Source organism: Streptomyces sp. NBC_00154 (assembly GCF_026342835.1).
Classification (GTDB): domain Bacteria; phylum Actinomycetota; class Actinomycetes; order Streptomycetales; family Streptomycetaceae; genus Streptomyces.
This window is the reverse complement of the sequence record NZ_JAPEMI010000001.1, coordinates 2,059,554-2,082,570: the sequence shown is the minus strand read 5'-3', so window position 1 is coordinate 2,082,570 and position 23,017 is coordinate 2,059,554. Positions and strand designations below refer to the sequence as shown.

The following is a 23,017-nucleotide window of genomic DNA, read 5'->3' as shown; positions in this document are numbered from 1 at the left end:
GCCGACGGCGGGGCCGACGGGGAGGGCTACGGCGTCGACCGGACCGCCCGCCCGGCCAGTACGGAAGTCCGCCTGCCGTCCTCGATGACGAACCGGCCGTCGATCAGGACGTGCGGGATGCCCACCGGCAAGGTGCGCGGCTCCTCGAACGTCGAGCCCGCCGCCACCGTCTCCGGGTCGAAGAGGACGAGGTCGGCGCGGTAGCCCTCGCGTACGTACCCCCGGTCGGGCAGGCACAGCCGGGCTGCCGGGCGCGAGGTGAGGTGGGCGACGCACTCCTCCAGCGAGAGGATGCCCAACTCCCTTGCATACCGGCCGAGATACTGCGGGAATGTGCCGTACGCCCGCGGGTGCGGCTTGTCGCCCTGGAGAATGCCGTCGCTGCCGCCCGTGTGGACGCGGTGCCGCATGATCTGCCGGACGTTCTCCTCGTGGCCCACGTGCTGGAGGATCGTCGTGCCGAGCCGGTCGTCGACGAGCAGGCGGCGGGCGGTGACCCAGGGCTCCTCGCCGCGCATCCGTGCGGACTCGGCGACCGTACGGCCGACATGTCCGGCGAGCTCCGGCACGCTGACGCCGGAGATCTCGATCGTGTCCCACTCGATCGGCACCCCGTGACAGCCGTCCGAACCGAGCACCTCCATGTGGTGCCGGATCCGCTCCGCCGCCCCGTCGTCCGCGAGGCGCGTGAGGACCGACTCGGGTCCGCCCTCGCTCGCCCAGCTCGGCAGCATCGCGACGAGCGTCGTGGAGCCCGGGGTGTACGGGTAGGTGTCGAGGGAGATGTCGGCGCCCGAGGCGATGGCCCGGTCCAGCAGGGCGATCAGCTCGGGGGCCCTGCCCTTGTTCACGCCGAAGTTCATGGTGGCGTGGGCGAGATGGAGAGGGCAGCCGGCGTCAAGGGTGAGTCGCACCATTTCCTCGTACGCGGCGAGTGCGCCCGCGCCGTACGAGCGGTGGTGCGGGCAGTAGTAGCCGCCGTGCTCCGCCACGACCCGGCACAGTTCGGCGAGTTCGGCGTCCTTGGCGTACATGCCCGGGGTGTAGGTGAGGCCGGACGACATGCCGACCGCGCCCTCCGTCATGCCCTGGGCCACGAGCTCCTTCATCCGGGTCAGCTCGGCCTCGGTGGCCGGGCGGTCGTCCCAGCCGACCGCGTACATCCGGACCGTGCCCTGCGGGATCAGGTACGCGGCGTTGACCGCGATGCCCTGGCCGCCGAAGTTGCGGTCGAGGCGGTCCAGGTATTCGCCGACCGTGCGCCAGTCGAAGTCGACGTCCGAACCGTCACCGTTCCAGCCGGTGATCGCCTTCCGCACCTCGGTGAGGGTGCGGTCGTCGACCGGGGCGTACGACAGGCCGTCCTGGCCGAGGACTTCGAGGGTGACGCCCTGGGCGGCCTTCGCGCTGTGATCCGGATCGCGGAGAAGGGCCAGGTCGCTGTGGGCGTGCATGTCGATGAAACCGGGGGAGAGGGCGAGGCCGGTGGCATCGAGGGTGCGGGTGGCGGTGGGGCGGGGCCCCGGGGTGCCCTCGGGGTGGATCTCGGCGATCCGGCCTTCGGCGATTCCGACATCGGCCCGGTAGGAGGGGGCGCCGGTGCCGTCGATGACGCCGGCGTTGCGGATGACGAGGTCCATGGTTGTGCAGCCTTTCGGTGACGGTGTCGCTTCCCCCCCACCCCGCCCCGGACCCTGCACCTCGAACGCCGGCGAGGCCGGTCATCGGCCCTTGCTCGTCTGCCTGTGCAGGCGGGCCTTTCAAGCCCCTCCGGCGATTGAGGAGCGGGGGTCCGGGGCAGCGCCCCCGGTTTCGGGAAGGGGCGGGGTGGGGGGTCGGCCCGCAGGGATCAGAAGAACGTGCGGATGTAGTCCGTGACCGTGCCGTCCGCCTCGACCAGCGGAATCAGCTGCCACTTGTCGAACGATGTGCACGGATGCGAAAGACCCATCCCCACCCAGTCGCCGACCTCGAGCTCCGCCCCCGCCTCGGTCCGCATCCACGTGTGCTGGTCCGACAGCCCCGTGACCGTCACCCCCGTCGCCGCCCGCACCGAGCCGTCGCGCCCGGACCGGATCACCTGCGCCTCCGGGAGGTCGAGGTCGTACGCCGCGTCCCGCTTCCCCGCGTTGAGGAACGCCTGCTCGGCGGAGGGACGCGACACGACCTGCGCCCACAGCCGGAAGGCCGGCTGCAGCGTCCCCTCCTCGGACACCCGGTTGAACGGCGTGATCCGCCGGTAGTGACCGTCGTCGTGCGAGACGTACGCACCGGAGCGCAGCAACTTCACGACCGGTACGGAGAGTTCGGGAATCTCCGCGAAGACCTCGGCCACCGCGTCGAACCACGCGCTGCCGCCCGCGCTGACCAGAATCTCGTCCGCACCGGCGAACCGGCCCGCCTTGTCGAAGTCCGCCGCCAGCGCGACGAGTCGGCGCAGCCACTCCCGTACGCGCTCCGGCGACGCGTCAGGCACCTCGCCCTCGTAGCCGGCGACGCCCACCAGCCGCAGGGTTCCCGTCGAAGCCACCGCGTCGGCGACCGCCGCGCAGTCGGCCTCGGTACGCGCACCGGTGCGGGCGCCCTCGCCCGCTCCCAGCTCCACCACGACATCCACCGGGCGGGAGGCGCCCGCGGCGCGCAGGGCCTCGTCCATCAGCTCGACACCGCGCACCGAGTCCACGTAACAGACGAAGCGGAAGTCCGGGTCGGCCGCCAACTCGCGGGCCAGCCAGCGCAGCGCCACCGGGTCGACGAGCTCGTTGGCGAGGAAGATCCGCTGGATGCCGTACGCCCGGTAGACCCGCGCCTGGTGCGGAACGGCCGCGGTGATGCCCCACGCGCCGCGCTTCAACTGGTCGGCGAAGAGCTGCGGGGACATGGAGGTCTTGCCGTGCGGGGCGAACGCGAGGCCGTGGCGTTCCGCGTACGTCTCCAGGAGAGCGAGGTTGTGCTCGACCGACTCGGCGGACAGGGCGAGGACCGGGGTGGTGAAGCCGCCGGTGAAGAGGTTGCGGCGTTCGGCGGCCAGGGCGCCGACGGTCAGGCCCTCCGCATCGGGCGGGAGTGCCTTGAAGCGGTGGTCGACCCGTTCGTCGGCAAGTCCGGCGAGTTCGGCGAGTCCAGCCTGGGTGACCGGGTGGTCGGCGGCCAAGGGAGCCTCCTCAAGAAGTAATCGTTGCAACATATGCAACAGTCATTGCGCATATCGCTTAACGCTGTCTAACATCCGAGCCGACGCCGGGTCAATGGTGAGAACCGGCGCTGAACGCTGATCATCGAGGAGCCCAGAGTGCCCGGACCCGCAGCGGGGGCGGCCCACACCGCCACGACGAGCGATGTCGTCTGCCTCGGCGAGTCCATGGTGACGTTCCTGCCCTCCCAGCCCGGCCGCCTCGCCGACGTGCCGTCCTTCGGCCGTGCGATCGGGGGCGCCGAGTCCAATGTTGCCTGCGCGCTCGCGGCGTCGGGCCACCGGGCGAAGTGGGTCAGCCGCGTCGGTGCGGACGGGTTCGGCGACCATCTGATCGAGGCGATCTCCCGGTACGGCGTCGACACATCGGCGGTCGAGCGCGACCCGGCACGCCCCACAGGCATCTACTTCCGTACCGCGACCGACCGGGCGACCGACACGCACGAGGTCGCGTACTACCGGGCCGGGTCCGCGGCATCGGCGATGTCCCCGGCGAACGTCCCCGCCGAGGACGCGCTATGCGGCCGCATCCTGCACCTGTCCGGGATCACGGCGGCGCTGTCCGAGGACTGCCTGTCCCTGCTCCACTCCCTGACCGCGCCCCGCCCCGGACGCCCGCTGATCTCCTTCGACGTGAACCACCGGACGGGGCTGTGGCGCGACGGCGACGCCGCACCGGCCGTCCTCCTCGACCTGGCCCGCCGCTCCGACCTCGTCTTCGTCGGTGAGGACGAGGCGGAGGAGGCATGGGGGCTGTGCGGCGCGGAGGCGATCCGTGCGGCGCTGCCGGAGCCGGGGGTGCTGGTCGTGAAGCGGGGGGCCGAGGGGGCGACGGTCTTTTCGGGACCCCGCCCCGGGCCCCACTCCTCCGACGCCGGAGGGGCTGAGAGTGTCACCACCGTCCCCGCCCTCCGGGTCGACGTCGTCGCCCCCGTCGGCGCCGGTGACGCCTTTGCCGCCGGGTTCCTCTCCGCCACCCTCCGCGAACTGCCCGTACGGGACCGCGTCCGGCACGGGCACCTGATGGCCGCCGCCGTCCTCACCGTTCCCGGCGACCTCACCGACCCCCCGGCACGTGCCCACGCCGACCGGCTGGTGGCTCTCGACGCCACCGACTGGGAGACACTTCGTCTCGGCCCCGGCTGGACAGCGGCCGAGCGGGCATCCGAGGAGGTACCCACCCCATGAGTCAGACCGTCGACCGCGCGCTGAGCATTCTTCCGCTCCTCGCCCAGGGCCCCGCCGATCTCGGCCAGGTCGCCGACCGTCTCGGCGTCCACAAGTCCACCGCGCTGCGCCTGCTCCGTACGCTCCACGAGCACGGGCTCGTCTACCGCCAGCAGGACCAGCGCTACCGCCTCGGAGCCCGCCTGTTCGCCCTGGCGCAGGAGGCCGTCGAGAACCTCGACGTACGCGAGATCGCTCACCCCCACCTCGTCGAGCTCAACGAACAGTGCGGGCACACCGTCCATCTCGCGGTGTACGAGGAGCACGAGGTCCTCTACATCGACAAGGTCGAGAGCCGCTACCCGGTCAGGATGTACTCCCGGATCGGCAAGCCCGTCGCGATCACCGTCGCCGCCGTCGCCAAGCTGCTGCTCGCCGATCTGACCGAGCCGGAACGGCGTGCGATCGCCGAGAAGCTCGACTACCCCATGTACACGTCCCGTTCGATCCCGAACGCCGGCGCCTTCCTCAAGGAGCTCGCCGCCGTCCGCGAACAGGGCTGGGCCACCGATCTCGGCGGCCACGAGGAGTCCATCAACTGCGTCGGCGCCCCCATCCGCGGCGCGGACGGCCGGGTCGTCGCCGCCATGTCGGTCTCCGCACCGAACGTCGTCGTTACGGCCGAGGAACTCCTCACCCTGCTCCCGCTGGTGCGCCGCACCGCCGACGCCATCACCCGGGAGTACTCCGGCACGCCCACCCCCCAACCCAAGAAGGCCTGAACCGTCATGACCGAGAAGACCGCCCTCACCCCCAGCACCCACACCGCCCCGCCCGCCAAGTTCTCGCACGGTGTGAAGAAGGGGAACATCCTCCAGGTCGCCGGCCAGGTCGGCTTCCTGCCCGCCGTCGAGGGCCAGGCGCCCACCCCGGCCGGCCCGACGCTGCGTGAGCAGACCCTCCAGACGTTCGCCAACGTCAAGGCGATCCTGGAGGAGGGCGGCGCGAGCTGGGACGACGTGATGATGATGCGCGTCTACCTCACGGACGTGGACCACTTCGCGGAGATGAACGAGATCTACAACGCGTACTTCGGCGAGCAGAACCTCAAGGAGGCCCCCGCCGCCCGCACGACGGTCTACGTCGGCCTTCCCAAGGGCCTGCTGATCGAGATCGACGCGCTCGCCGTCCTGAGCTGAACGAGCCGACCGATCCCCGGCTGATCCGCTTGCCGCACCGCATCACCACGCCACACGGCACGGCGCCCCGCACTACCGGGACGCCGTGCCGCGCTCCACCCTGCCCGAAGGACCCCCACACCACGGAGTCGTCCCATGCTGCTCGCCGCCACACCACCTCCGGTCGAGACACCACCCCACACCGGTGGACTCCTCCTCCTGATCGACGGCACCGCCGGTCTGATGACCGTCGCCGCCCTCGGAATCGCGCTCCTCCTCTTCCTGATCATCAAGGTCAGGCTGCAGCCGTTCGTCGCCCTGCTCGTCGTCTCCATAGCCGTCGGCCTGGGCGCCGGTCTCTCGGTCACCGAGCTGTTCGGCACGGTGCAGAAATCCGCCGCCGTCTCCGTCATCGAGTCCGGCATGGGCGGCATCCTCGGCCACGTCGCGATCATCATCGGCCTCGGTACGATGCTCGGCGCGATCCTCGAAGTCTCCGGCGGAGCAGAGGTGTTGAGCGCCCGCCTGCTGAACCTCTTCGGTGAGAAGCGGGCCCCGCTCGCCATGGGCCTGACCGGCCTCATCTTCGGTATCCCGGTCTTCTTCGACGTAGGCATCTTCGTCCTCGCGCCGATCGTGTACGCCGCCGCGAAGCGGTCCGGCAAGTCGATCCTGCTGTACGCGATGCCGCTGCTCGCCGGTCTCTCGATGACCCACGCGTTCCTGCCGCCGCACCCGGGACCAGTCGCCGCCGCAGGTCTCTTCCACGTCTCCCTCGGCTGGGTCATCCTCATGGGCGCCGTCGTCGGCATCCCGTCCGTCCTCGCCGCCTGGGTCTACGCCGCCTGGATCGGAAAGCGGATCTTCGTCGAGGTCCCGCAGGACATGGTCGAGGCCGCCGAGGAGTCGAAGGCCGCGGTCGTCGCCGAGCAGCGGGCCGCCGGTGTCTCCCCGCGCGAGGAGCCGGTCGGGCTCGCCACCGTACTGACGATCATCGGCACCCCGCTGGTGCTGATCCTCGCCGCGACGTTCTCCTCCATCGCCCTGGACCCCTCCACCGTCCGCTCGGTCATCGAGTTCTTCGGCAACCCGTTCGTCGCTCTTTCGATCGCGCTGCTCCTCGCGTACTACCTGCTCGGCATCCGGCGCGGCTGGTCCCGCAAGTCCCTGGAGTCGGTGTCCACTTCGTCGCTGAAGCCGGTCGGCAACATCCTGCTGGTCGTCGGCGCGGGCGGCATCTTCGGTGCCGTCCTGAAGGGCAGCGGCATCGCGGCCGCGCTCGCCGACACGTTCAACGACGTCGGCCTGCCGGTCATCCTGCTGGCCTGGCTGATCTCCGTCGCCCTGCGCGTCGCCCAGGGTTCGGCGACGGTCGCGATCGTCACCACGGCGGGCATCGTCGTGCCGCTGGTCGAGGGCCAGGACATGTCGCAGGCGCATCTGGCGCTGATCATCATGGCCATCTCGGCGGGTTCGATCTTCGCCTCGCACGTCAACGACGGCGGCTTCTGGATGGTGTCGAAGTACTTCGGCATCACCGAACGCGACACCCTGAAGTCCTGGACGGTCCTGGAAACGGTCCTGTCGGTGGCGGGCTTCGCGGTGGCGGCGCTGCTGAGCCTGGTGATCTAGGGCGGCGGCGGGCTCAGTCGGTCTGTGTCGTGCACAGGACGTTCTTCCCGCCGTCCACGTCGTAGATCCAGTAGCTGTTCCGGTCCCCCTGGCTCCGGGCGCAGTAGCCCCGCGGATAGCTCTTCTGCGCCCGGTGGTACCCAGTGATCTGCAAGGTCGCGTTGTAGCCGGAGGGGACCTTGGCCGCGTCGCAGCTCCAGACGTTCATGAGGAGCGACTTGGTGACGGAGGTGTTGCTGACCTTGGCCACGAAGCACTGGCCCGTGCGGAACTGGCGCTCCACGCAGAGCGACACGGTAAAGTCCGACACCGAGCCCGCGTGGTACCAGTACGAGCGGCCGTTACCGGTCGGGCAGTCCGCGAAGCTGATCCCTTTTCGCGCGGACGTCACTCGGGTGTAGGCGTCGGCGACGCCGCACGACACCGTGTGCGGCACGGCCGTCGACCAGTCGTCGTAGCCGTCGTCGTACGCCGTGAGGCAGTCCCCGGTCGATACGGCACGGAAAGCGGCATCGGTGGCATCGGGCGTCGGGGCGGGGTCCGCGACGGTGCCGGAGGAGGACGAGCCGCTGCTGCCGGACGACGATGTGTAGCCACTGCTGCTGGAGGTGCTGCTGCCCCCGCTGCTGCTTCCGGCATCCGATTCCCACGGTCGCCAGACCGCCACCACGAAGAAGATCAGCGGGATGAGCCACCAGCCGTTCGAAGAACCCTTCTTCGCCGGCGGGCCGGTGACGGATGCCACGGACAAGGGCGGCTGCTGGGCCGATGACGAGGAAGCCCGCTTGCGGGCCCGCTCCTGGCGGGGCTGCTCGGCGCGTTTCTGCTCTGCGGCGCGTTCGGCCATGAGCCGGGCGGCCTGCTCGCGGGCGGCCTGTTTCTCGGCCTGTTCGCGTTGCTGTTCCCTCTTGCGTTCCTGGTCCCGCTCGCGTTGCGCCCGTACCCGGGCGGCCTCTGCCTCCGCCTCCCCGGTGTACATCTGGGTCCGGCCCGGAAGCGGTACCGCCGAAGTTCGCTGATCGACGGTCAGGTCGTCCGGGCCTGCCACCGCGCCGCGTCGCAGGGCGTGACTCTGGCGTTCGTACACCTCGATCAGTGCTGTCCAGCGGGGCGGCAGCCAGCGGCTCCCGCTCTGCGAGAGCGGCAGTCCGGCCATCGCCCGGCGGAACTGGTCCAGCACGTCCGCCGGCGCGGGACGGTCCGTCGGGCGTACCGCCAGACAGGGACGGATGAGAGGCACGAGTTCCTTGGGAAGCCCGTCGAGGTCCAGTTCGCCGCGCTGCACCCGTGCCAGCAGGGCGAGGGTGTCACCGTCGGCGCGGTACGGCGGCCGCCCCGTGGTGAGGTGGAAGAGAGTCGCGCCCAGCGAGTACACGTCGGACGCCGCCGTCGATGCCTCGCCGCGTGCCTGCTCGGGCGAGGTGAAGGCGATGGTGCCGAGGGTGAGGCTGGTCCGGGTGAGGTCGCTGGCGTGTGAGATGCCGAAGTCGATCAACCGGGGACCCGTCAGGGGAAGCAGGATGTTCTGCGGCTTCACATCCCGGTGGATGATGCCCTCGCGGTGCAGCGTGACGAGTGCCTCGGCCGTTCCGGCGGCCAGCCACCGTACGGCCGATGCGGGTAACACCCCTGCTGCGCGGACCAGTTCGGAGAGGGCGGGCGCGGCGATGTAGTCGATGGCCATCCAGGGCTGCTCGGCTTCCGGGTCCGCTTCCCTCACCCGTGCCGTGAACGCGCTGTCGATCCGTTGCGCCAGCGTCACCTCGCGGGCGAACCGGCGCCGGTCGATGTCGCTGACCTCTCCCTCGGCCAGTAGCGTCTTGACCGCCACGAGCTGCCCGTCCGCGGCCAGCGCGAGGTAGATCCGCCCCATGCCACCGGACGCCAGCCGGCCGAGCAGCCGGTTTGCCCCGAGTGCTGCTGGATCGCTCTCGCTCAGCCCTTCCAGCCGTGCCCCCGCCATGTCGCTCCCCCCGTCACTTCATCGCGCGGTGAACAGGGTCCCACGAGGGGTCGGCAGGTGCCACGACTCCCTCTGTACCAGGTCCGCAACTTCCCTTTCCGGCAGGGAATCACGGGTGATGAGGAGGCCACGGGGCGACGCCCGGAGGCGGACATGCAGCAGCGCCACCGGGGGAGCGGCGGCGCTGCTGGTCACTGGTACCGGACGGTGGTTACGGCAGGGCGTGCACGTGCGGGCCCACCGCGTTCGACCAGGCGTTGCCCGACTTGGCGTCCCAGTTGGTCGACCAGGTCATCGCGCCGCGCAGACCCGGGTACGTGCTGGACGGCTTGAACGAACCGCAGTTCGTGCCGCGGGCCAGGCAGTCCAGGGCGTTGTTCACGATCGTGGGGGAGACGTAGCCGCTGCCCGCACCACTGGTCGAGGCCGGCAGTCCGAGCCCGACCTGGGCCGGCGCGAGGCCGCCCTCCAGCTGGATGCAGGCGAGCGCGGTGAGGAAGTCCACCGAGCCCTGCGAGTAGACCTTGCCGTCGCAGCCGAGCATCGAACCGCTGTTGTAGTACTGCATATTGACGACGGTCAGGATGTCCTTGATGTTGAGCGCCGTCTTGAAGTACTCGTTCGACGTCGACTGCATGTCGATGGTCTGCGGCGCCATCGTGATGACGAGCTTGGAGCCCGCCTTCGACGAGAGGGACCTGAGCGCCTGCGTCATGTACGTGGAGTTGAGGCCGTTCTCCAGGTCGATGTCGACGCCGTCGAAGCCGTACGTCTGCATCATCGAGTAGACGGAGTTCGCGAAGTTCGTCGCGGAGGTGGCGTCGTTGATCGAGACGGTGCCGTTCTGACCGCCGATCGAGATGATCACGGACTTCCCGGCTGCCTGCTTGGCCTTGATGTCGGCCTTGAACTGGTCGACGGTGTAGCCGCCGAGCCCGGCCGAGTCGAGGTTGAAGGTGACACCGCCCGGCGTACCGGTCGCATCGGCGAAGGAGACCGCGATGATGTCGTAGTTGGCCGGCACATCGCTGATCTTCTGGACGGTGGCGCCGTTGTTGAAGTTCTGCCAGTAGCCGGTCACCGCGTGCTTGGGCACGGTCCCGCCGCCCCCGCCGCCACCCGTGGCCGAGGTGGTGCCGGTCACCGCCGCGGACTTGGCGGACTCACCGGCCGCGTTGGTCGCGGACACCTGGAAGGAGTACGAGGTCGAGGCGGTCAGTCCCGTCGCGGTGGCCGAGGCTCGGCTCACCGACTGCACCTTGGTGCCGTTCTGGTAGACGTTGTAGCCCGTCGCGCCGGACACCGCGTTCCAGGACAGGGCCACGGAGGACGCGGTCACGGAGCCCACCGCGAGACCGGCCGGGGTGGCGGGCACGGTCGGCGCCGGGTCACCGCCGCCGCCCCCGTCCGGGCCGGTGACGGAGATGTCGTCGGCGAGGTAGGGGGCCTGCCCGTACCAGCCGTGGAGATACACGGTCACCGAGGTGGTGTTCGGGCCGGTCGTGAAGCTTGTGGAGAGCTTGGTCCAGCTGCTGGAGTCGGGGGTCCAGGTCGACACGTCGGTCGTACCGGTGCCGGTCGCGCCGATGTACGTGTATCCGCCCTGCACCCAGCCGCTGAGCGCGTACGTGGAGCTGGGCTTCACGGCCACGGTCTGTGTGCACTGGGCGTTGTCCTGGCCGGCCGGGGTCGCCTTCAGGGCCGCGGCTCCCCCGTGCACGGGGGAGGAGACGGTGGTGCCGCTGCCGTTGGAACAGGTCCAGTTGGCGAGGCCGGACTCGAAGCCCGCGTTCTTGGCGTTGTTGACGTCGGCGGCCTGGGCGGTGCCGGCGAGGCCGGTGACGGTCAGCGCCGCTGCGGCGACGACGGCCATGACGGAGCCGAGGACCGGGCGGATGCGGCGTCTGCCGTGCCGGGTGCCGGGTGAGCGTTCCACTTGCTTGCCTCCGTGGGGGAGTTGGGGATGCCGGGGATGCATCGGGATGCAGGCGGGTGCCGGGGATGCGACACGGGAGTGAACGTGCGGGGCGTGGAGGTGCGTTGAAGAACGGTGGCCACCGTTGGCCGACAAAGCTGGTCCAGACCAATCGAGTTGTCAAGACCTCTGGCGACTACGGGTTCCGGTGAGGGGGCGACAGGAGTGCGCCGGCCGGGGTTCGGATCGCTGCGGGCGCACATTCCGGGACCCAACCGGTGTCCCTCACCGGCGAGTCGGGCGGACGGCGGGCGGGGGGCGGCCTGGGTGGCCGGACGGTGACGGATTTCGCACCGCCGGAATGAGACGTCGGTAGCCGAGATCCATTCTGACGTGCGCGAATGAATTCAGGCCAACGAAAATCGGAACGCGTTTCGGTAACCCTCCGCAGTGGTACAGGAGTTAACCACTCTCTGTTTCGCCCGATTTCGTACCCGGCTGTCGCCGGCCTGTCGCGAGGGTGTTGCCCGGATGTAGCTGTACTGGTCCACGAAAGGTGTTCTCTGGCTGGTAAGACGTGGATAAAGTGCTGTGGCAGAAGCACGGAGCAGGAGCGATTGCGGCCGCCGTCAGCGCGACGGCGGTCGGAGCCGAACGGGGACCAGCGTGCCGACCGCAATAGCAGTGACCAGTGCTGATCTTGTACTACCACCGACCGACCAGCAGACACCTACGGCGGCCTTGTTGCAGGCTCCGGAAGACCAGACGATGGATCTGGCGATCAGCGACATGCACGTGCTGCTGGAGCAGCACGGCTATGTCGTCGCCGTCTACTCGGCCGGCCTTCCGGTCGCCCACGAGCGCAGACTGCATTCCGTCAGATCGGTCCTGGAGAGCGATCGCATTGCCCTGCTCAAGGTGGATCTTCCGCCGCTCGGAATCGCCGTACTGGTAAGACAGCTGCGCCAGTTGTCGATCTGCGACTTCAGTCCCGGAGTGGTCGCCTCCGCCGCCCGGCTGCTGCCGCACTACATCTACGCGGGCGCCCTGCTGAACTCGGTCACCAAGCTGGACCGGGTTCCGGTCAGTCTCAAGACGCATGCCAAATCATGGGTGCCGGGCTCCCAGTTCGCCGTGGTCGCGGGGCCGAACCCGCAGCTCGTCAAGGTCGGCCCGGCAGTGGAGCCGCCGTCCGGCCCGGAGTTCGGAACGCATCTGCTGATCGCCAAGGGCCAGTCGCAGTCGGATTGGGTGCACAAGACTCTGGCTCCCGCCTGGAAGGTCCAGGCCATTCAGGAGGCCACTCTTCCTTCCGACTCCTCCCGCTGGTGGGGAACCGGAAAACTGGTGGAATTTGCCGCCTATCTTCCGGACATCTCCGTTCTGTACCAACTGGTTGCCTCCGTAAGGCGCGAGAACTGCCACTGGTGCGGAATGGAACTCATCGGAGATCGTTGTGGGTTCTGTTCCTCACCACTTCCTCCACCCGAGAACCGAATGCACCCCGGAAGTGTCCTGAACCAGGGAGCGGCCGTGCAGGCACGGTCGTGACGTCCCTGCATTTCCGCAACACGCGTAGATGCAGACGTGGTACGGGAACGGTCCCGTACGCGAATCCCGACCGACTTCCCGACGTACGCCCAGCCACCGCGCATCCTTCTGTCCGCTGCCCCACGCATCCGATACGAACGAGGTTGTCCGGCCCATGAACTCCCGCCAGCGCCGCGGCGTGATACTCCTGCTCCTGTCGGTCCTGTGCGCCTTCGGCGCCTTCGCCGGCGTGCTCTCGGTGATCAGTGATGTCAACTCGAAGGTCGGCCCCGAGGTGTCGGCCTACCAGCTGAAGTCCGACATCGCCCCCTACACGGCGCTGTCCTCCGGACAGTTCGAGAAGATCAAGATGCCGAAGCGCTGGCTGTCGACCAACGCCGTGACCGACCTCTCCGAGGTCAACGGAAAGATCGCCGTCACACAGCTGCGCAAGGGCTCGCTGCTCCAGTCGGACATGATGCAGAAGAGTCCCGAACTGCAGCCCGGTGAGCAGGAGATCGCCATCATGATCGACGCCGCCACCGGCGTCGCCGGCAAGATCACTCCCGGTTCGACGGTCAACATCTACGCCACGTTCGCCGGCGAGCAGGACGGCGCCCCGTCCCAGTCGAAGGTCATCGTCTCCAACGCCAAGGTGCTGGACGTCGGCAAGCTGACCGCCCTGGAGCCGGGCCGGGACGCCAAGACGAACATGGGCACCGAGGCCGTCCCCATCACGTTCGCGCTCAACACGCTCGACACCCAGCGCATCGCCTACGCCGAGTCCTTCGCGGAGCACGTACGCCTCGCGCTCCTGGCCTCCGGCAGCGACAGCACCATCCGACCGGGCGACCGCACCTACACGCTCGACAAGGACAAGTGAGGATCGAATGACCACAAGGATCCTCCCGGCCGTCGGGGACCCCGACGCGGCCAGATCCGTCACCACTCTGCTCAGCCAGCTTCCCGACGCAGAGCCGGCCGCACCGGTCGGCGACTCGACCCAGCTCATCGACACCCTTGCCCGCCTCGCGGGCGAGTCGATCGACGAGCTGCCCGAGGTCGTGCTGGTCCATGAGCGGATCGGTCCGGTGCCGGCTCTGGAGCTGATCCGGGAGGTCTCCCTGCGCTTCCCCGCCATCGGGGTCGTGCTGATCACCGCGGATGCCAGCCCCGGGCTGTTCTCCGCGGCGATGGAGTCGGGCGCCCGTGGCCTGGTCACCCTGCCGGTGAGTTACGAGGAACTCGCCAACCGGGTCCAGTCCGCCGCCCAGTGGTCGGTCGGGGTCCGCCGCCACCTGGGCTCCGGAGGTGACGTCTTCACCGGGCCCGGCGGCACCGTCATCACCGTCAGCGGTGCCAAGGGCGGGGTGGGGGCGACCGTCACGGCGGTCCAGCTCGCCCTGGCGTCACAGGCGTCGGGGCAGACCGTCGCGCTGGTCGACATGGACCTCCAGTCCGGCGACATCGCCTCGTACCTCGACGTGCAGTTCCGGCGCTCCATCGTCGACCTGGCCGCGATCGCCGACATATCGCCCCGCGTCCTGTCCGACGCCGTGTTCAGCCACAGCAGCGGGCTCGCCCTGCTGCTGGCGCCGGGCGAGGGCGAGCGCGGCGAGGAGGTCAGCGACCGGTCGGCCCGCCAGATCGTCAGCGCCCTGCGTTCGCGGTACGAGGTGGTGGTCATCGACTGCGGCAGCCAGCTCCAGGGAGCCGGCGCGGCAGCCATCGAAATGGCCGACACGGCGGTGCTGGTCACCACCCCGGACGTGATCGCGGTGCGCGGCGCGAAGCGCACCGTACGGATGTGGGAGCGGCTCCAGATCCGTAAGGCGGAGGAGACGCTCACGCTCGTCAACCGGTTCATCCGCAACACCGAGATCCAGCCGCCGCTGATCGAGAAGATCACCGGGACCCGGATGGCGAACACGGCGATTCCCGCGAACTTCAAGGAACTGCAGGGCGCCGTCGACGCGGGCCGGATGCACGAACTCGACGCCAGGAGCACGGTGAAGCAGGCGCTCTGGGGCCTGGCCGGAGAGCTGGGGATCGTCAAGCTCCCCGCCGGCGCAGACAGGAGCGGCGGGAAGAACGCCGGAAAGTTCAAGAACGACCGAGGCTCCATCGGACGCCCGCGCAGACGGCGCGACGGTGACTCCGGGGGCCGTGGGACGACCGAGGGGACACGTTGACCAATGGCAGCCACCGAGATGAGGGGCCTGAGGATACGGAGGAGGCGTGACGGTGATTCCTTCCGTGGGCGGGATCGCGGCCAGACCGCGATCGAGTTCGTGGGCGTCACGCCGCTGATCATCCTGTTACTGATCGCGCTCTGGCAGTGCGCGCTGATCGGCTACACGTTCAGCCTGGCGTCGAACGCGGCCGACGAGGCCGCCCGGGCGGGTACCGGGGCGGAGTACCTTCCGACGCTGGCCTGCAAGCGCGCGGCCCGGGAGGACCTGCCGGACGCCTGGGAGAGCAAGTCGAGAACGCGCTGCCGGGCGACGCCCACTCTGTACAAGGCCGAGGTCAGCCTGAAGGTGCCGGTCCTGGCGCCCGGCGTACTCAACTGGCCGATGACGATCACCGGCGAAGCCGCGTCGCCGACGGAGGGCTGACCGATGAGCGAGCGCACAGGCACATCCCGACGCGACCGCGGCCAGGTGGCCATCGAGTACATGGGCTTCATCCCGCTGCTGCTCCTGGTGGGTCTCCTGGCGATCCAGCTGGGCGTGGCCGCGTACACGGCCAACCAGGCCGGCACGGGCGCCCGCGCGGCGGCCCGTACGGCCAGCCACGACATGCCGCTGACGCTTCCCGAACTGGCGGGCCGGGAGGCGATGAGCGACTGGCTCGCCGACGACTCACTCTTCACCCCGAGCTACGGCATCGACGAGGTGACCTACACCGCGCGCGTCAAGATCCCCTCCGTCGTCCCTGGACTCAGCTGGGGCTACGCCGAGCGAAGCTCCACCTTCCCCCGGGAGTGACCGAGCCCCGCATCGCGCGGCCGGAGCACCATCTGCACGTCGGATCAAGGGAGTTACGGAATGAGCCTGCGGGCCCGCATCACCGCCCCCGAGAAGAACAGCGGGGGGCGGGAGGACAGCCACATGGTGGCCACCTACCGCGCCAAGCTGCTCGAGGAGATCGACCTCGCGGAGATGTCCTCGCTGGCCGCCGCCGACCGGCGGGCCCGCCTGGAGCGCGTACTCAGCCACATCATCAGCCGTGAGGGCCCGGTCCTCTCGACCGTCGAACGCACCCAGCTGATCCGCCGCGTCGTCGACGAGGCCCTCGGTCTCGGCATCCTGGAACCGCTCCTCGAGGACGCGTCCATCACCGAAATCATGGTGAACGGACCGGACCAGATCTTCGTGGAGCGCAGCGGCAAGGTCGAGCAGCTCCCGATGCGGTTCGGTTCGCACGAGCAGCTGATGCAGACCATCGAGCGCATCGTGTCGACCGTCAACCGCCGGGTGGACGAGCAGAATCCGATGGTCGACGCGCGTCTGCCCAGCGGTGAGCGTGTCAACGTGATCATCCCGCCGCTCTCCCTGACCGGCGCGACGCTCACCATCCGACGGTTCCCGCGTGCGTTCACGCTCCAGGAGATGATCAACGTCGGCTCACTCGACGAGCAGATGCTGATCCTGCTGTCCGGGCTCGTCCAGGCCAAGCTCAACATCATCGTCTCCGGTGCCACCGGTACGGGTAAGACGACGCTCCTCAACGCACTCTCCGGTCTGATCCCGAACAACGAGCGCATCGTCACCATCGAGGACTCCGCCGAACTCCAGCTCCAGCAGAGCCATGTGATCCGGCTGGAGTCCCGCCCGGCGAACGTCGAGGGGAAGGGCCAGATCACCATTCGTGACCTGGTCCGTAACTCCCTGCGTATGCGGCCCGACCGGATCGTCGTCGGTGAGGTCCGCGGCGGCGAATCGCTCGACATGCTCCAGGCGATGTCGACGGGTCACGACGGCTCGCTCGCCACCGTCCACGCCAACAACGCCGAGGACGCGCTCATGCGTCTGCAGACCCTCGCCTCGATGTCGGAGATCAAGATCCCGTTCGAGGCGCTGCACGACCAGATCAACAGCGCAGTCGACGTCATCGTCCAGCTCACCCGGCACGCCGACGGCTCCCGCAAGGTCACCGAGATCGCCGTCCTCGACTCGCACGGCCGCGACGCCTACCGGATCGTGTCCGTCGCCCGGTTCAACGCCCAGCCGATGGCCGCCGACGGGCGGATCTACGGCCAGTTCCAGTACCTCCCGCTCCCGCGCAAGATCGCCGACCGTCTCTACATGGCCAGCCAGCCCATCCCGCAGGCCTTCGGAGTCGCCGCGTCCGACGAACAGCTCGCCACCCGAGAGGCCAAGTAGGTACCGCGTGATGAACAATCTCCCTCTGCTCACGATCGGCGTCACACTGCTCTTCGGTGTGACAGGCGTCATGGGCCTGCACGCCTACTCCGGCGGGAAGGCCGACCGGGACGCCCTCGTCGACCGGCTGTCGCACACCGGCCAGATCCCGGCAGCCGGGCGACACCGCCGCTTCCAGGGCGTCGACCGCAGGCTGCGCAAGACGGGCCTGGGCCGCAAGCTGGAGCTGAAACTCGCCGCCACGGGCCTGGAGATCACCCCGGGCGAGTTCTTCGTCTACGCGCTCGTCGCCATGGCCGGACTCTGGATGGCCGCCTCGTCGATCCTCGCCAGCTTCTTCGGCCCGGTCGCGGCGCTCATCGGTCTCTGGGGCACCAATGCCTTCCTGAACTGGCAGCGGACCAAGCGCACCGAACGCTTCATCAACCAGCTTCCCGAGCTCTCCCGCATCCTCGCCAACGCCACCCAGGCCGGCCTCGCCCTGCGTACCGCCATCAGCATGGCGGCGGACGAGATGGAGGACCCGGCCGGGGAGGAACTGGCTCGCGTCGCCCGCCGCCTCGCCGTCGGCGAATCGCTCGACGACGCGATGAGCGAGCTGACCGACCGGCTGCCGTCGCGCGAGCTCGTCGTCCTGGTGACGACACTGGTCCTGTCCAACCGGGCCGGCGGTACGGTCGTCAGCTCGCTGCGCAACCTCACGGAGACGCTGGAGGAGCGCAAGGAGACCCGACGTGAGGTGAAGACGCAGCTGTCACAGGTGACCGTCACGGCCTACGCCGTCCCGGTCTTCGGCTTCGGCGCGATGCTCCTGATGAACGCGGTGATGCCGGGCGCACTCGACCGGATGACCGGAGCCCTCATCGGCCAGGTCGCCGTGATCGTCTCCCTCGTCCTGTACACGATCGGATTCATCGTGATCCGACGCATGTCCCGTATCGACGTCTGAGGGGAGGAACTGACATGGACCTGTTGCTTGCACTCGTCGTGGGTCTCGCGGTGTTCGGAGCCATCGCCGGCATCCGGATGTACCGGGCCGACGCCAAACTCCCCGGCGACCTCGCCATCGCCCTGGAGGTCGGCGCCACCCGCACCAGCGCGGTGGGTTCCGGCATCGACCGGCTCGGCATGCGCTGGGCCCCCATGGTGCTGAGGATGATGGGCCCCAAGGCCGTCAACAAGAAGCGCCGCCAGATCGACATGGCGGGCAACCCCGGTGGTCTGACCATCGACCGCTACGCCGCCCGCCGCTTCGTCTACGGTGCCCTCGGCCTGCTCGGCGCCTTCTCGATGATCCTGCGCGGCCAGCTCTTCCTCTCCCTTCTGCTGATCGGCTTCGGTCTGTTCTGGGTGGAGGTCGGCATCTGGTCGGCGGTCCGGGTCCGCAAGGACCACATCGAGCGGACGCTCCCCGACTTCCTCGACGTGCTGGCGGTCGTCGTCTCGGCGGGCCTCGGCTTCCGCCAGGCACTGGGGCGCGTCGCCGACAAGTACGAGGGCCCGTGGGCCGACGAACTCCGTATCACCCTGCGCCAGATGGACATGGGTGTCAGTCGTCGCCAGGCCTTCGAGGAGCTGCGCAAGCGCAACGACTCGGAACAGGTCGCGATGTTCGTGACCACGCTCCAGCAGGGCGAGGAGCTGGGCGCCCCGATCGTCGACACGCTGATCCAGATCGCCAACGACATGCGGCGTACGGATGCCCAGAACGCCCGCCGGAAGGCCGCCAGGGCCGTTCCGAAGGCCACCTTCGCGGTCACGACCTTCCTGCTCCCGGGAACCCTGGTCCTGCTGACGGTCGGCTTCGTCTACGGAGCCAACGTCGACTTCAGCTTCCTCACGGGCGGATGACATGCATGACGGGGATCTTGAGCACGATGACCAGGGGGAGGTGACAGGCTCATGTCTTTCCAGCTCGGCAGTTCACAACTCGGACTGACCGCTGAGGTGCGTCAGGCGATGGCCGACCCCGGGGCGCGCCCGGCGTTCGCGATCCAGCTCAACGCGCTCCAGGCCATGTGCCGCCAGGTCTTCGGCTTCCGGCTTGCGATGATCGCCATAGCCACTCCGTTCGCGATCGATCACACGGCGTCGGGCGCGGCCACCTGGCTGATCGGCTCGGCCGTCCTCGTCACGTTCATGGGCTCGTACGTCCTCTTCCGGGACTGGGAACGCTTCGGGCCCGTCCTTCTGCGCCACCCCTGGCTGCTGGGCATCGACGCGCTGTTCGGAGCCCTGCTGCTGATCACCGCGACGCCCGAGTCCACGCTCGCCTATGTCACCGTGTGCACCCCGTTGCTGGCGGGACTCGTCTACGGCTGGCGGGGCGCGGCGGTCTTCGCGGCGCTCCAGACACTGATCGTCTTCGGCGTGTACGGGACCGACTCGAGGCTGCAGGCCGGCGATGCCACCGCGCTGCTCCTGCCCGGCTTCTGCGTGATCGCGGGCGCCGTCGGAGTCACCCTTCGCAATCTCCTTCTCCGGTTCGGCACAGCCAGCCAGGCCCTCACCGAGACCAGGGCCCGGCTGGCCGTGAACGAGGCCGTGGAGGGCGAGCGCACCCGGCTCGCCCGCGAGATGCACGATTCGGTGGCCAAGACCCTGCACGGCCTGGCGCTGGCCGCCGACGGCCTGGCCGGCTCCTCCGACCGGATGGACCCGCTCACCGTCAAGCACCAGGCCGAACTGGTCGCACGCTCCGCCCGCCGGGCAGCGGCGGAGTCGCGGGAACTGCTCTCCGACCTGCGCCGCGACTCCGGACTCGACGGAGGTGTGGACGTCGTCTCCGAACTCCGCGCCAGGGCCGATGACTTCACCCGTCGCCATGGGCTCACGGCCACCTTCCGGATGCTCAACGAGGCCCCGGTCCCGCTCGTGCCGCAGGTGGTCGCCCGCCAGCTGCTCACCGTCGCCTCCGAAGCGATGGAGAACGCCCATCGCCACGCCCACCCGACCTATCTCATCGTGCTGGCCGGCGTGAAGGGCGATGTCCTGCGCGTCAGCGTGTACGACGACGGGCGCGGGCTGCCCCCGGGCACGACGCTCGACGACCTCAAGCGCGCCGGCCACTTCGGCCTCGTCGGCATGGTCGAACGTGCCGCGTCCATCGGAGCCCGTATCCGCATCGGCAAGGGCAAGGCGGCCAAGGGCACCGAAGTACGCCTGGAACTTCCGGTGGCCGCTCTCGCAGCCGGCCCCCACGCACCACAAATGAACTGACCCGCTCCATCCCACCCCCCCAAGAACCTGAGAGGAGGTCGCAGATGCCGGACGACGTCTCCCGCGCGTCGGGCCAGAACTGGGCCGCACAGAACCACGCCTCCCAGCACACGTCCTCGCACGTCACCCCGCTCAACTCGGAGCTCAGCTCCTCCGGGTTCCCCGTCCCCCAGCAGTTCGCGGCATCCGAGGCCATGCCTCCCCCCTTCCCCGCCGCCCCTCCGGCGCCGGTGACCGGCCCGCTGAGGGTCGTCGTCGCCGACGACAACCCGGTGGTCCGGGCCGGCCTGGGCGTGCTGCTCTCCGGCCGCGAGGACATCGAAGTCGTGGCGGAGGCCGCGGACGGCCGCCAGGCCTACGACATGGCCGTTCAGCACCGCCCGGACGTCGTCCTGCTCGACGTCCGCATGCCGGGGGTCGACGGCATCTCCGCGCTGCCGCACCTCGTGCAGGTCGCCCCGGTCATGATGCTGACGTACAGCCGCGAGAGCGAGATCGTCCACGAGGCGCTGCGGCTGGGCGCGGGCGGCTATCTGGTGCACGGGGAATTCACGGCGGACCAACTCGTGCAGGCCGTGAGGGACACCAAGAGCGGCCGGGCCCACTTCACCGCCACCGCGGCGAACGCGCTCCTGGCCCATATGCGGCAGGGCCCCGGACCACAGGGCGGACAGCTGCCCGAGGGGCTGGGGACCGCGCTGACCACGGGCGTTGCCCACCAGGGCCCCGGCTACGACGGGCAGGGCGCCGGACATGTGCAGCAATACGGTGCGCCTGCACATCCGTCGGTCCCCGAAATGCCGTCACCTGCGACGCGACCGGCCCTTCCCGTGCAGGGTCTTTCGCAAATGCAACCAGTTGTGGCACAGTCTTCAACAACCGGGGGGTCGGTCGTGGCTCCCAACAGGCAGCAGTACGGGCTGAGTTCGCGGGAGGTGGAGGTCATGGAGCTGATCGCGTCCGGCATGAGCAATCAGCAGATCGCCGCCACCTGCTTCATCAGCGAGAAGACCGTCAAGAACCACATCAACCGCATCTTCACCAAGCTGCACAGCGGAAGCCGCAGCGAGGCGATCGCCCGCTGGCTCGGTACGGCGCCGGCGCGGGGGAGTGGTGGACATGGCTGAGCGGGGGACGCGGGCCCAGGACTCGGGCGTCAGGACCCAACTGGCCCTTTGGGCCCGGGATTGGGCCCTGGGACCCTCTGGTGGGCAGGGTGTTCCGCCGTATGTTTCTCATGTCGCAAACGGCACCGGCCAGGAGGAAGCCGGTAACGGAAGCGACAACAAAGAAACGTGTGAGTCGGCCGGTTACCGGTCGGCCGAACCTGGAGGGGAACACCATGTCGAACATCACCCTGAAGACCGCCGTCCGCGTCAACGGCTGGGCCGCCACAACCGTCCGTTCCATCCAGAAGCGCTACGAGGCCAAGGACCGCGGCCAGACGGCCTTCGAGTACCTCGGCATCATCCTGGTGGTCGTGGCGATCATCGGCGCGATCGTGGCGACGGGTATCGGTGGCGCGATCTCGACTCGGATCTCCGGCCTCGTGGACTCCATCACCGCCGGCTAATGGGTACGCGCAAACGCGGCGATGCAGGGCAGGCCTTCCCCATCTATGTAGTGATGGTGGCGGGCCTGCTCTTCCTCGCGTGCGCGTTCTTTGCTGTCGGTAAGGCATCGGCAACTCGAAACGGAGCTCAGGGAGCGGCGGACGCCGCCGTGCTCGCTGCGGCTCAGGACGCTCGTGACACCTTGGGGCCTCCGTTCGTCGCCTCACTCATGACACCGGGCGGGCTCCACGAGTTCCTGCAGGACTACATGTTCAACCCGGTGGCTCCTTGCATGCAGGCCGAGCGGTTCGCCGCCTCCAACCGGGCTGACACCACAGCTTGTTACCCGACGTACGGCTACCTGCAGGACAAGATGCATGTCAGCATCCGGACCCGCTACACGGTTGGCGACACGGTGATCCCCGGTACGGAGACCAAGCAGGCCACCGCGGATGCGACTGCAGTCATCGAGTTCCGATGCACCTACAAGTTCAAGGGCGACCCGGGTGAACCGGTGGCCTTCAAGTGCGATGGCCGGGATGGCTTCTCGATCGACCCCACTGACTTCAATCAGAATGCATGGGCCGCACTGAGCAAGGCCATCTTCGCCGTCCACTTGGTCGACGACTGACAGCGAACGACGAGTAAAGGAATCAGAACCGATGAGCATTCGGCGTACTGCGAGGACCCGAAGGGTGGTGGCCGCTGTCTCGATGACGGCGGCACTGGCCCTCGCCGTCACTGCTTGCGGCAGCGATGACGGCGGAAAGACGAAGGACCCCGTTTCTTCGTCGTCATCCTCCACACCCTCCAAGCCCTCCGACGGGGACAAGGGTGCGAAGGAAGACACTTCCGCCGGGGACAATGTGGACCCGAATGTGAAGCTGGCTGAGGTGAAGGGGCAGGGCGGCCTCACCCTCGTCATCAATCAGGTCAAGCGCGACTCCGGCGGGTTCGTCACCGTCCAAGGAGAGATCAAGAACGAAGGCCAGCAGTCGAGCAACACCGCAGGCTGGGCGGGGGCCGAGAGCGCCATCGTGGCGAAGAACCCCAACTCGGTCGCCGGCGCCACGCTGGTGGACAAGGCGGGCAAGAAGCGCTACTACATCCTCCGGGACACGGATTCTCGGTGCCTCTGCACGACGGGGATTCTCCCGCTCCAGCCGGGGAAGTCGACACCGGTCTTCATGCAGTTCCCGGCTCCGCCCAGCACGACAACTGAAGTTGACTTCACGTTGCCGACCTTCGCCACCACCTCTCTGAAGATCTCCGGGTGATG

At 68.9% G+C, this 23,017-nt stretch carries 21 protein-coding genes; 17 read left to right on the top strand and 4 right to left on the bottom strand.

Annotation, left to right across the window (positions count from 1 at the left end; translation table 11 throughout):
• Positions 1-26 precede the first annotated feature (26 nt).
• Together OHA03_RS09080 and OHA03_RS09075 are read right to left on the bottom strand one after the other, a co-directional pair.
• Positions 27-1,640 carry an amidohydrolase family protein gene (locus OHA03_RS09080; protein ID WP_267002564.1) on the bottom strand — a complete coding sequence of 538 codons (1,614 nt, stop codon included), beginning with the start codon at positions 1,638-1,640 and terminating at the stop codon, positions 27-29.
• Positions 1,641-1,849: 209 nt separating this feature from the next.
• Positions 1,850-3,154: an alanine racemase gene (locus OHA03_RS09075; RefSeq protein WP_267002562.1), complete on the bottom strand. Its 1,305-nt coding sequence runs from the start codon at positions 3,152-3,154 to the stop codon at positions 1,850-1,852.
• Positions 3,155-3,292: 138 nt separating this feature from the next.
• Here OHA03_RS09075 and OHA03_RS09070 point away from each other — a divergent pair, with 138 nt between their 5' ends.
• From OHA03_RS09070 to OHA03_RS09055, 4 genes are all read left to right on the top strand, one after another.
• Positions 3,293-4,381 carry a sugar kinase gene (locus tag OHA03_RS09070; RefSeq protein WP_267002560.1) on the top strand — a complete coding sequence of 363 codons (1,089 nt, stop codon included), beginning with the start codon at positions 3,293-3,295 and terminating at the stop codon, positions 4,379-4,381.
• On the top strand, positions 4,378-5,142 hold the full coding sequence (locus OHA03_RS09065; protein ID WP_267002558.1) for an IclR family transcriptional regulator: 765 nt from the start codon (positions 4,378-4,380) through the stop codon (positions 5,140-5,142). Before OHA03_RS09070 ends, OHA03_RS09065 begins: the two co-directional genes overlap by 4 nt.
• Positions 5,143-5,148: 6 nt before the next feature.
• Positions 5,149-5,559, top strand: a complete 411-nt coding sequence (locus OHA03_RS09060) for a RidA family protein (protein WP_030914824.1) — start codon at positions 5,149-5,151, stop codon at positions 5,557-5,559.
• Positions 5,560-5,694: 135 nt separating this feature from the next.
• Complete coding sequence (locus tag OHA03_RS09055) at positions 5,695-7,170, top strand: GntP family permease (RefSeq protein WP_267002553.1); 1,476 nt, start codon at positions 5,695-5,697, stop codon at positions 7,168-7,170.
• Positions 7,171-7,183: 13 nt separating this feature from the next.
• Here the strand turns inward: OHA03_RS09055 and OHA03_RS09050 are convergent, their stop codons facing one another.
• Both OHA03_RS09050 and OHA03_RS09045 read right to left on the bottom strand, forming a co-directional pair.
• Entirely contained in the window at positions 7,184-9,133 is a 1,950-nt protein-coding gene (locus OHA03_RS09050) for a protein kinase (RefSeq protein ID WP_267002551.1), read from the bottom strand.
• A 211-nt stretch (positions 9,134-9,344) separates the two neighbouring features.
• Entirely contained in the window at positions 9,345-11,006 is a 1,662-nt protein-coding gene (locus OHA03_RS09045; protein ID WP_267007982.1) for a chitinase, read from the bottom strand.
• Between the two features lie 726 nt (positions 11,007-11,732).
• On the opposite strand from OHA03_RS09045, the gene OHA03_RS09040 reads away from it, so the two are divergent.
• The 13 genes from OHA03_RS09040 to OHA03_RS08980 all read left to right on the top strand — a co-directional run bounded on the left by OHA03_RS09040 (position 11,733) and on the right by OHA03_RS08980 (position 23,015).
• The gene (locus OHA03_RS09040) at positions 11,733-12,599 is read left to right on the top strand and encodes a hypothetical protein (RefSeq protein ID WP_267002549.1); all 867 of its coding nucleotides are present in this window, start codon (positions 11,733-11,735) and stop codon (positions 12,597-12,599) included.
• A 154-nt stretch (positions 12,600-12,753) separates the two neighbouring features.
• The gene (gene cpaB / locus OHA03_RS09035) at positions 12,754-13,461 is read left to right on the top strand and encodes a Flp pilus assembly protein CpaB (protein ID WP_267002547.1); all 708 of its coding nucleotides are present in this window, start codon (positions 12,754-12,756) and stop codon (positions 13,459-13,461) included.
• Positions 13,462-13,468: 7 nt separating this feature from the next.
• The gene (locus tag OHA03_RS09030) at positions 13,469-14,770 is read left to right on the top strand and encodes an AAA family ATPase (RefSeq protein WP_267002545.1); all 1,302 of its coding nucleotides are present in this window, start codon (positions 13,469-13,471) and stop codon (positions 14,768-14,770) included.
• 3 nt (positions 14,771-14,773) lie between these two features.
• Entirely contained in the window at positions 14,774-15,196 is a 423-nt protein-coding gene (locus OHA03_RS09025; RefSeq protein WP_267002543.1) for a TadE/TadG family type IV pilus assembly protein, read from the top strand.
• A gap of 3 nt (positions 15,197-15,199) precedes the next feature.
• Positions 15,200-15,568, top strand: a complete 369-nt coding sequence (locus OHA03_RS09020; RefSeq protein ID WP_267002541.1) for a TadE/TadG family type IV pilus assembly protein — start codon at positions 15,200-15,202, stop codon at positions 15,566-15,568.
• 60 nt (positions 15,569-15,628) lie between these two features.
• Positions 15,629-16,966 (top strand): CpaF family protein, encoded by a 1,338-nt coding sequence (locus OHA03_RS09015; protein WP_267002539.1) that lies wholly within the window; start codon positions 15,629-15,631, stop codon positions 16,964-16,966.
• A 10-nt stretch (positions 16,967-16,976) separates the two neighbouring features.
• Positions 16,977-17,915 carry a type II secretion system F family protein gene (locus OHA03_RS09010; protein WP_267002537.1) on the top strand — a complete coding sequence of 313 codons (939 nt, stop codon included), beginning with the start codon at positions 16,977-16,979 and terminating at the stop codon, positions 17,913-17,915.
• 14 nt (positions 17,916-17,929) lie between these two features.
• On the top strand, positions 17,930-18,817 hold the full coding sequence (locus tag OHA03_RS09005) for a DUF5936 domain-containing protein (protein ID WP_267002535.1): 888 nt from the start codon (positions 17,930-17,932) through the stop codon (positions 18,815-18,817).
• A 51-nt stretch (positions 18,818-18,868) separates the two neighbouring features.
• Positions 18,869-20,185, top strand: coding sequence for a sensor histidine kinase (locus OHA03_RS09000; protein WP_267002533.1), 1,317 nt, complete (start codon positions 18,869-18,871; stop codon positions 20,183-20,185).
• 44 nt (positions 20,186-20,229) lie between these two features.
• Positions 20,230-21,312: a response regulator transcription factor gene (locus OHA03_RS08995; protein ID WP_267002531.1), complete on the top strand. Its 1,083-nt coding sequence runs from the start codon at positions 20,230-20,232 to the stop codon at positions 21,310-21,312.
• A gap of 215 nt (positions 21,313-21,527) precedes the next feature.
• A complete protein-coding gene (locus OHA03_RS08990; protein ID WP_267002529.1) occupies positions 21,528-21,758 on the top strand; it encodes a hypothetical protein in 231 nt (76 codons plus the stop codon).
• Positions 21,758-22,369, top strand: coding sequence for a pilus assembly protein TadG-related protein (locus OHA03_RS08985; protein WP_267002527.1), 612 nt, complete (start codon positions 21,758-21,760; stop codon positions 22,367-22,369). The genes OHA03_RS08990 and OHA03_RS08985 overlap by 1 nt, the downstream gene beginning before the upstream one ends.
• 31 nt (positions 22,370-22,400) lie before the next feature.
• Positions 22,401-23,015, top strand: a complete 615-nt coding sequence (locus OHA03_RS08980; protein WP_267002525.1) for a hypothetical protein — start codon at positions 22,401-22,403, stop codon at positions 23,013-23,015.
• Positions 23,016-23,017 lie beyond the last annotated feature (2 nt).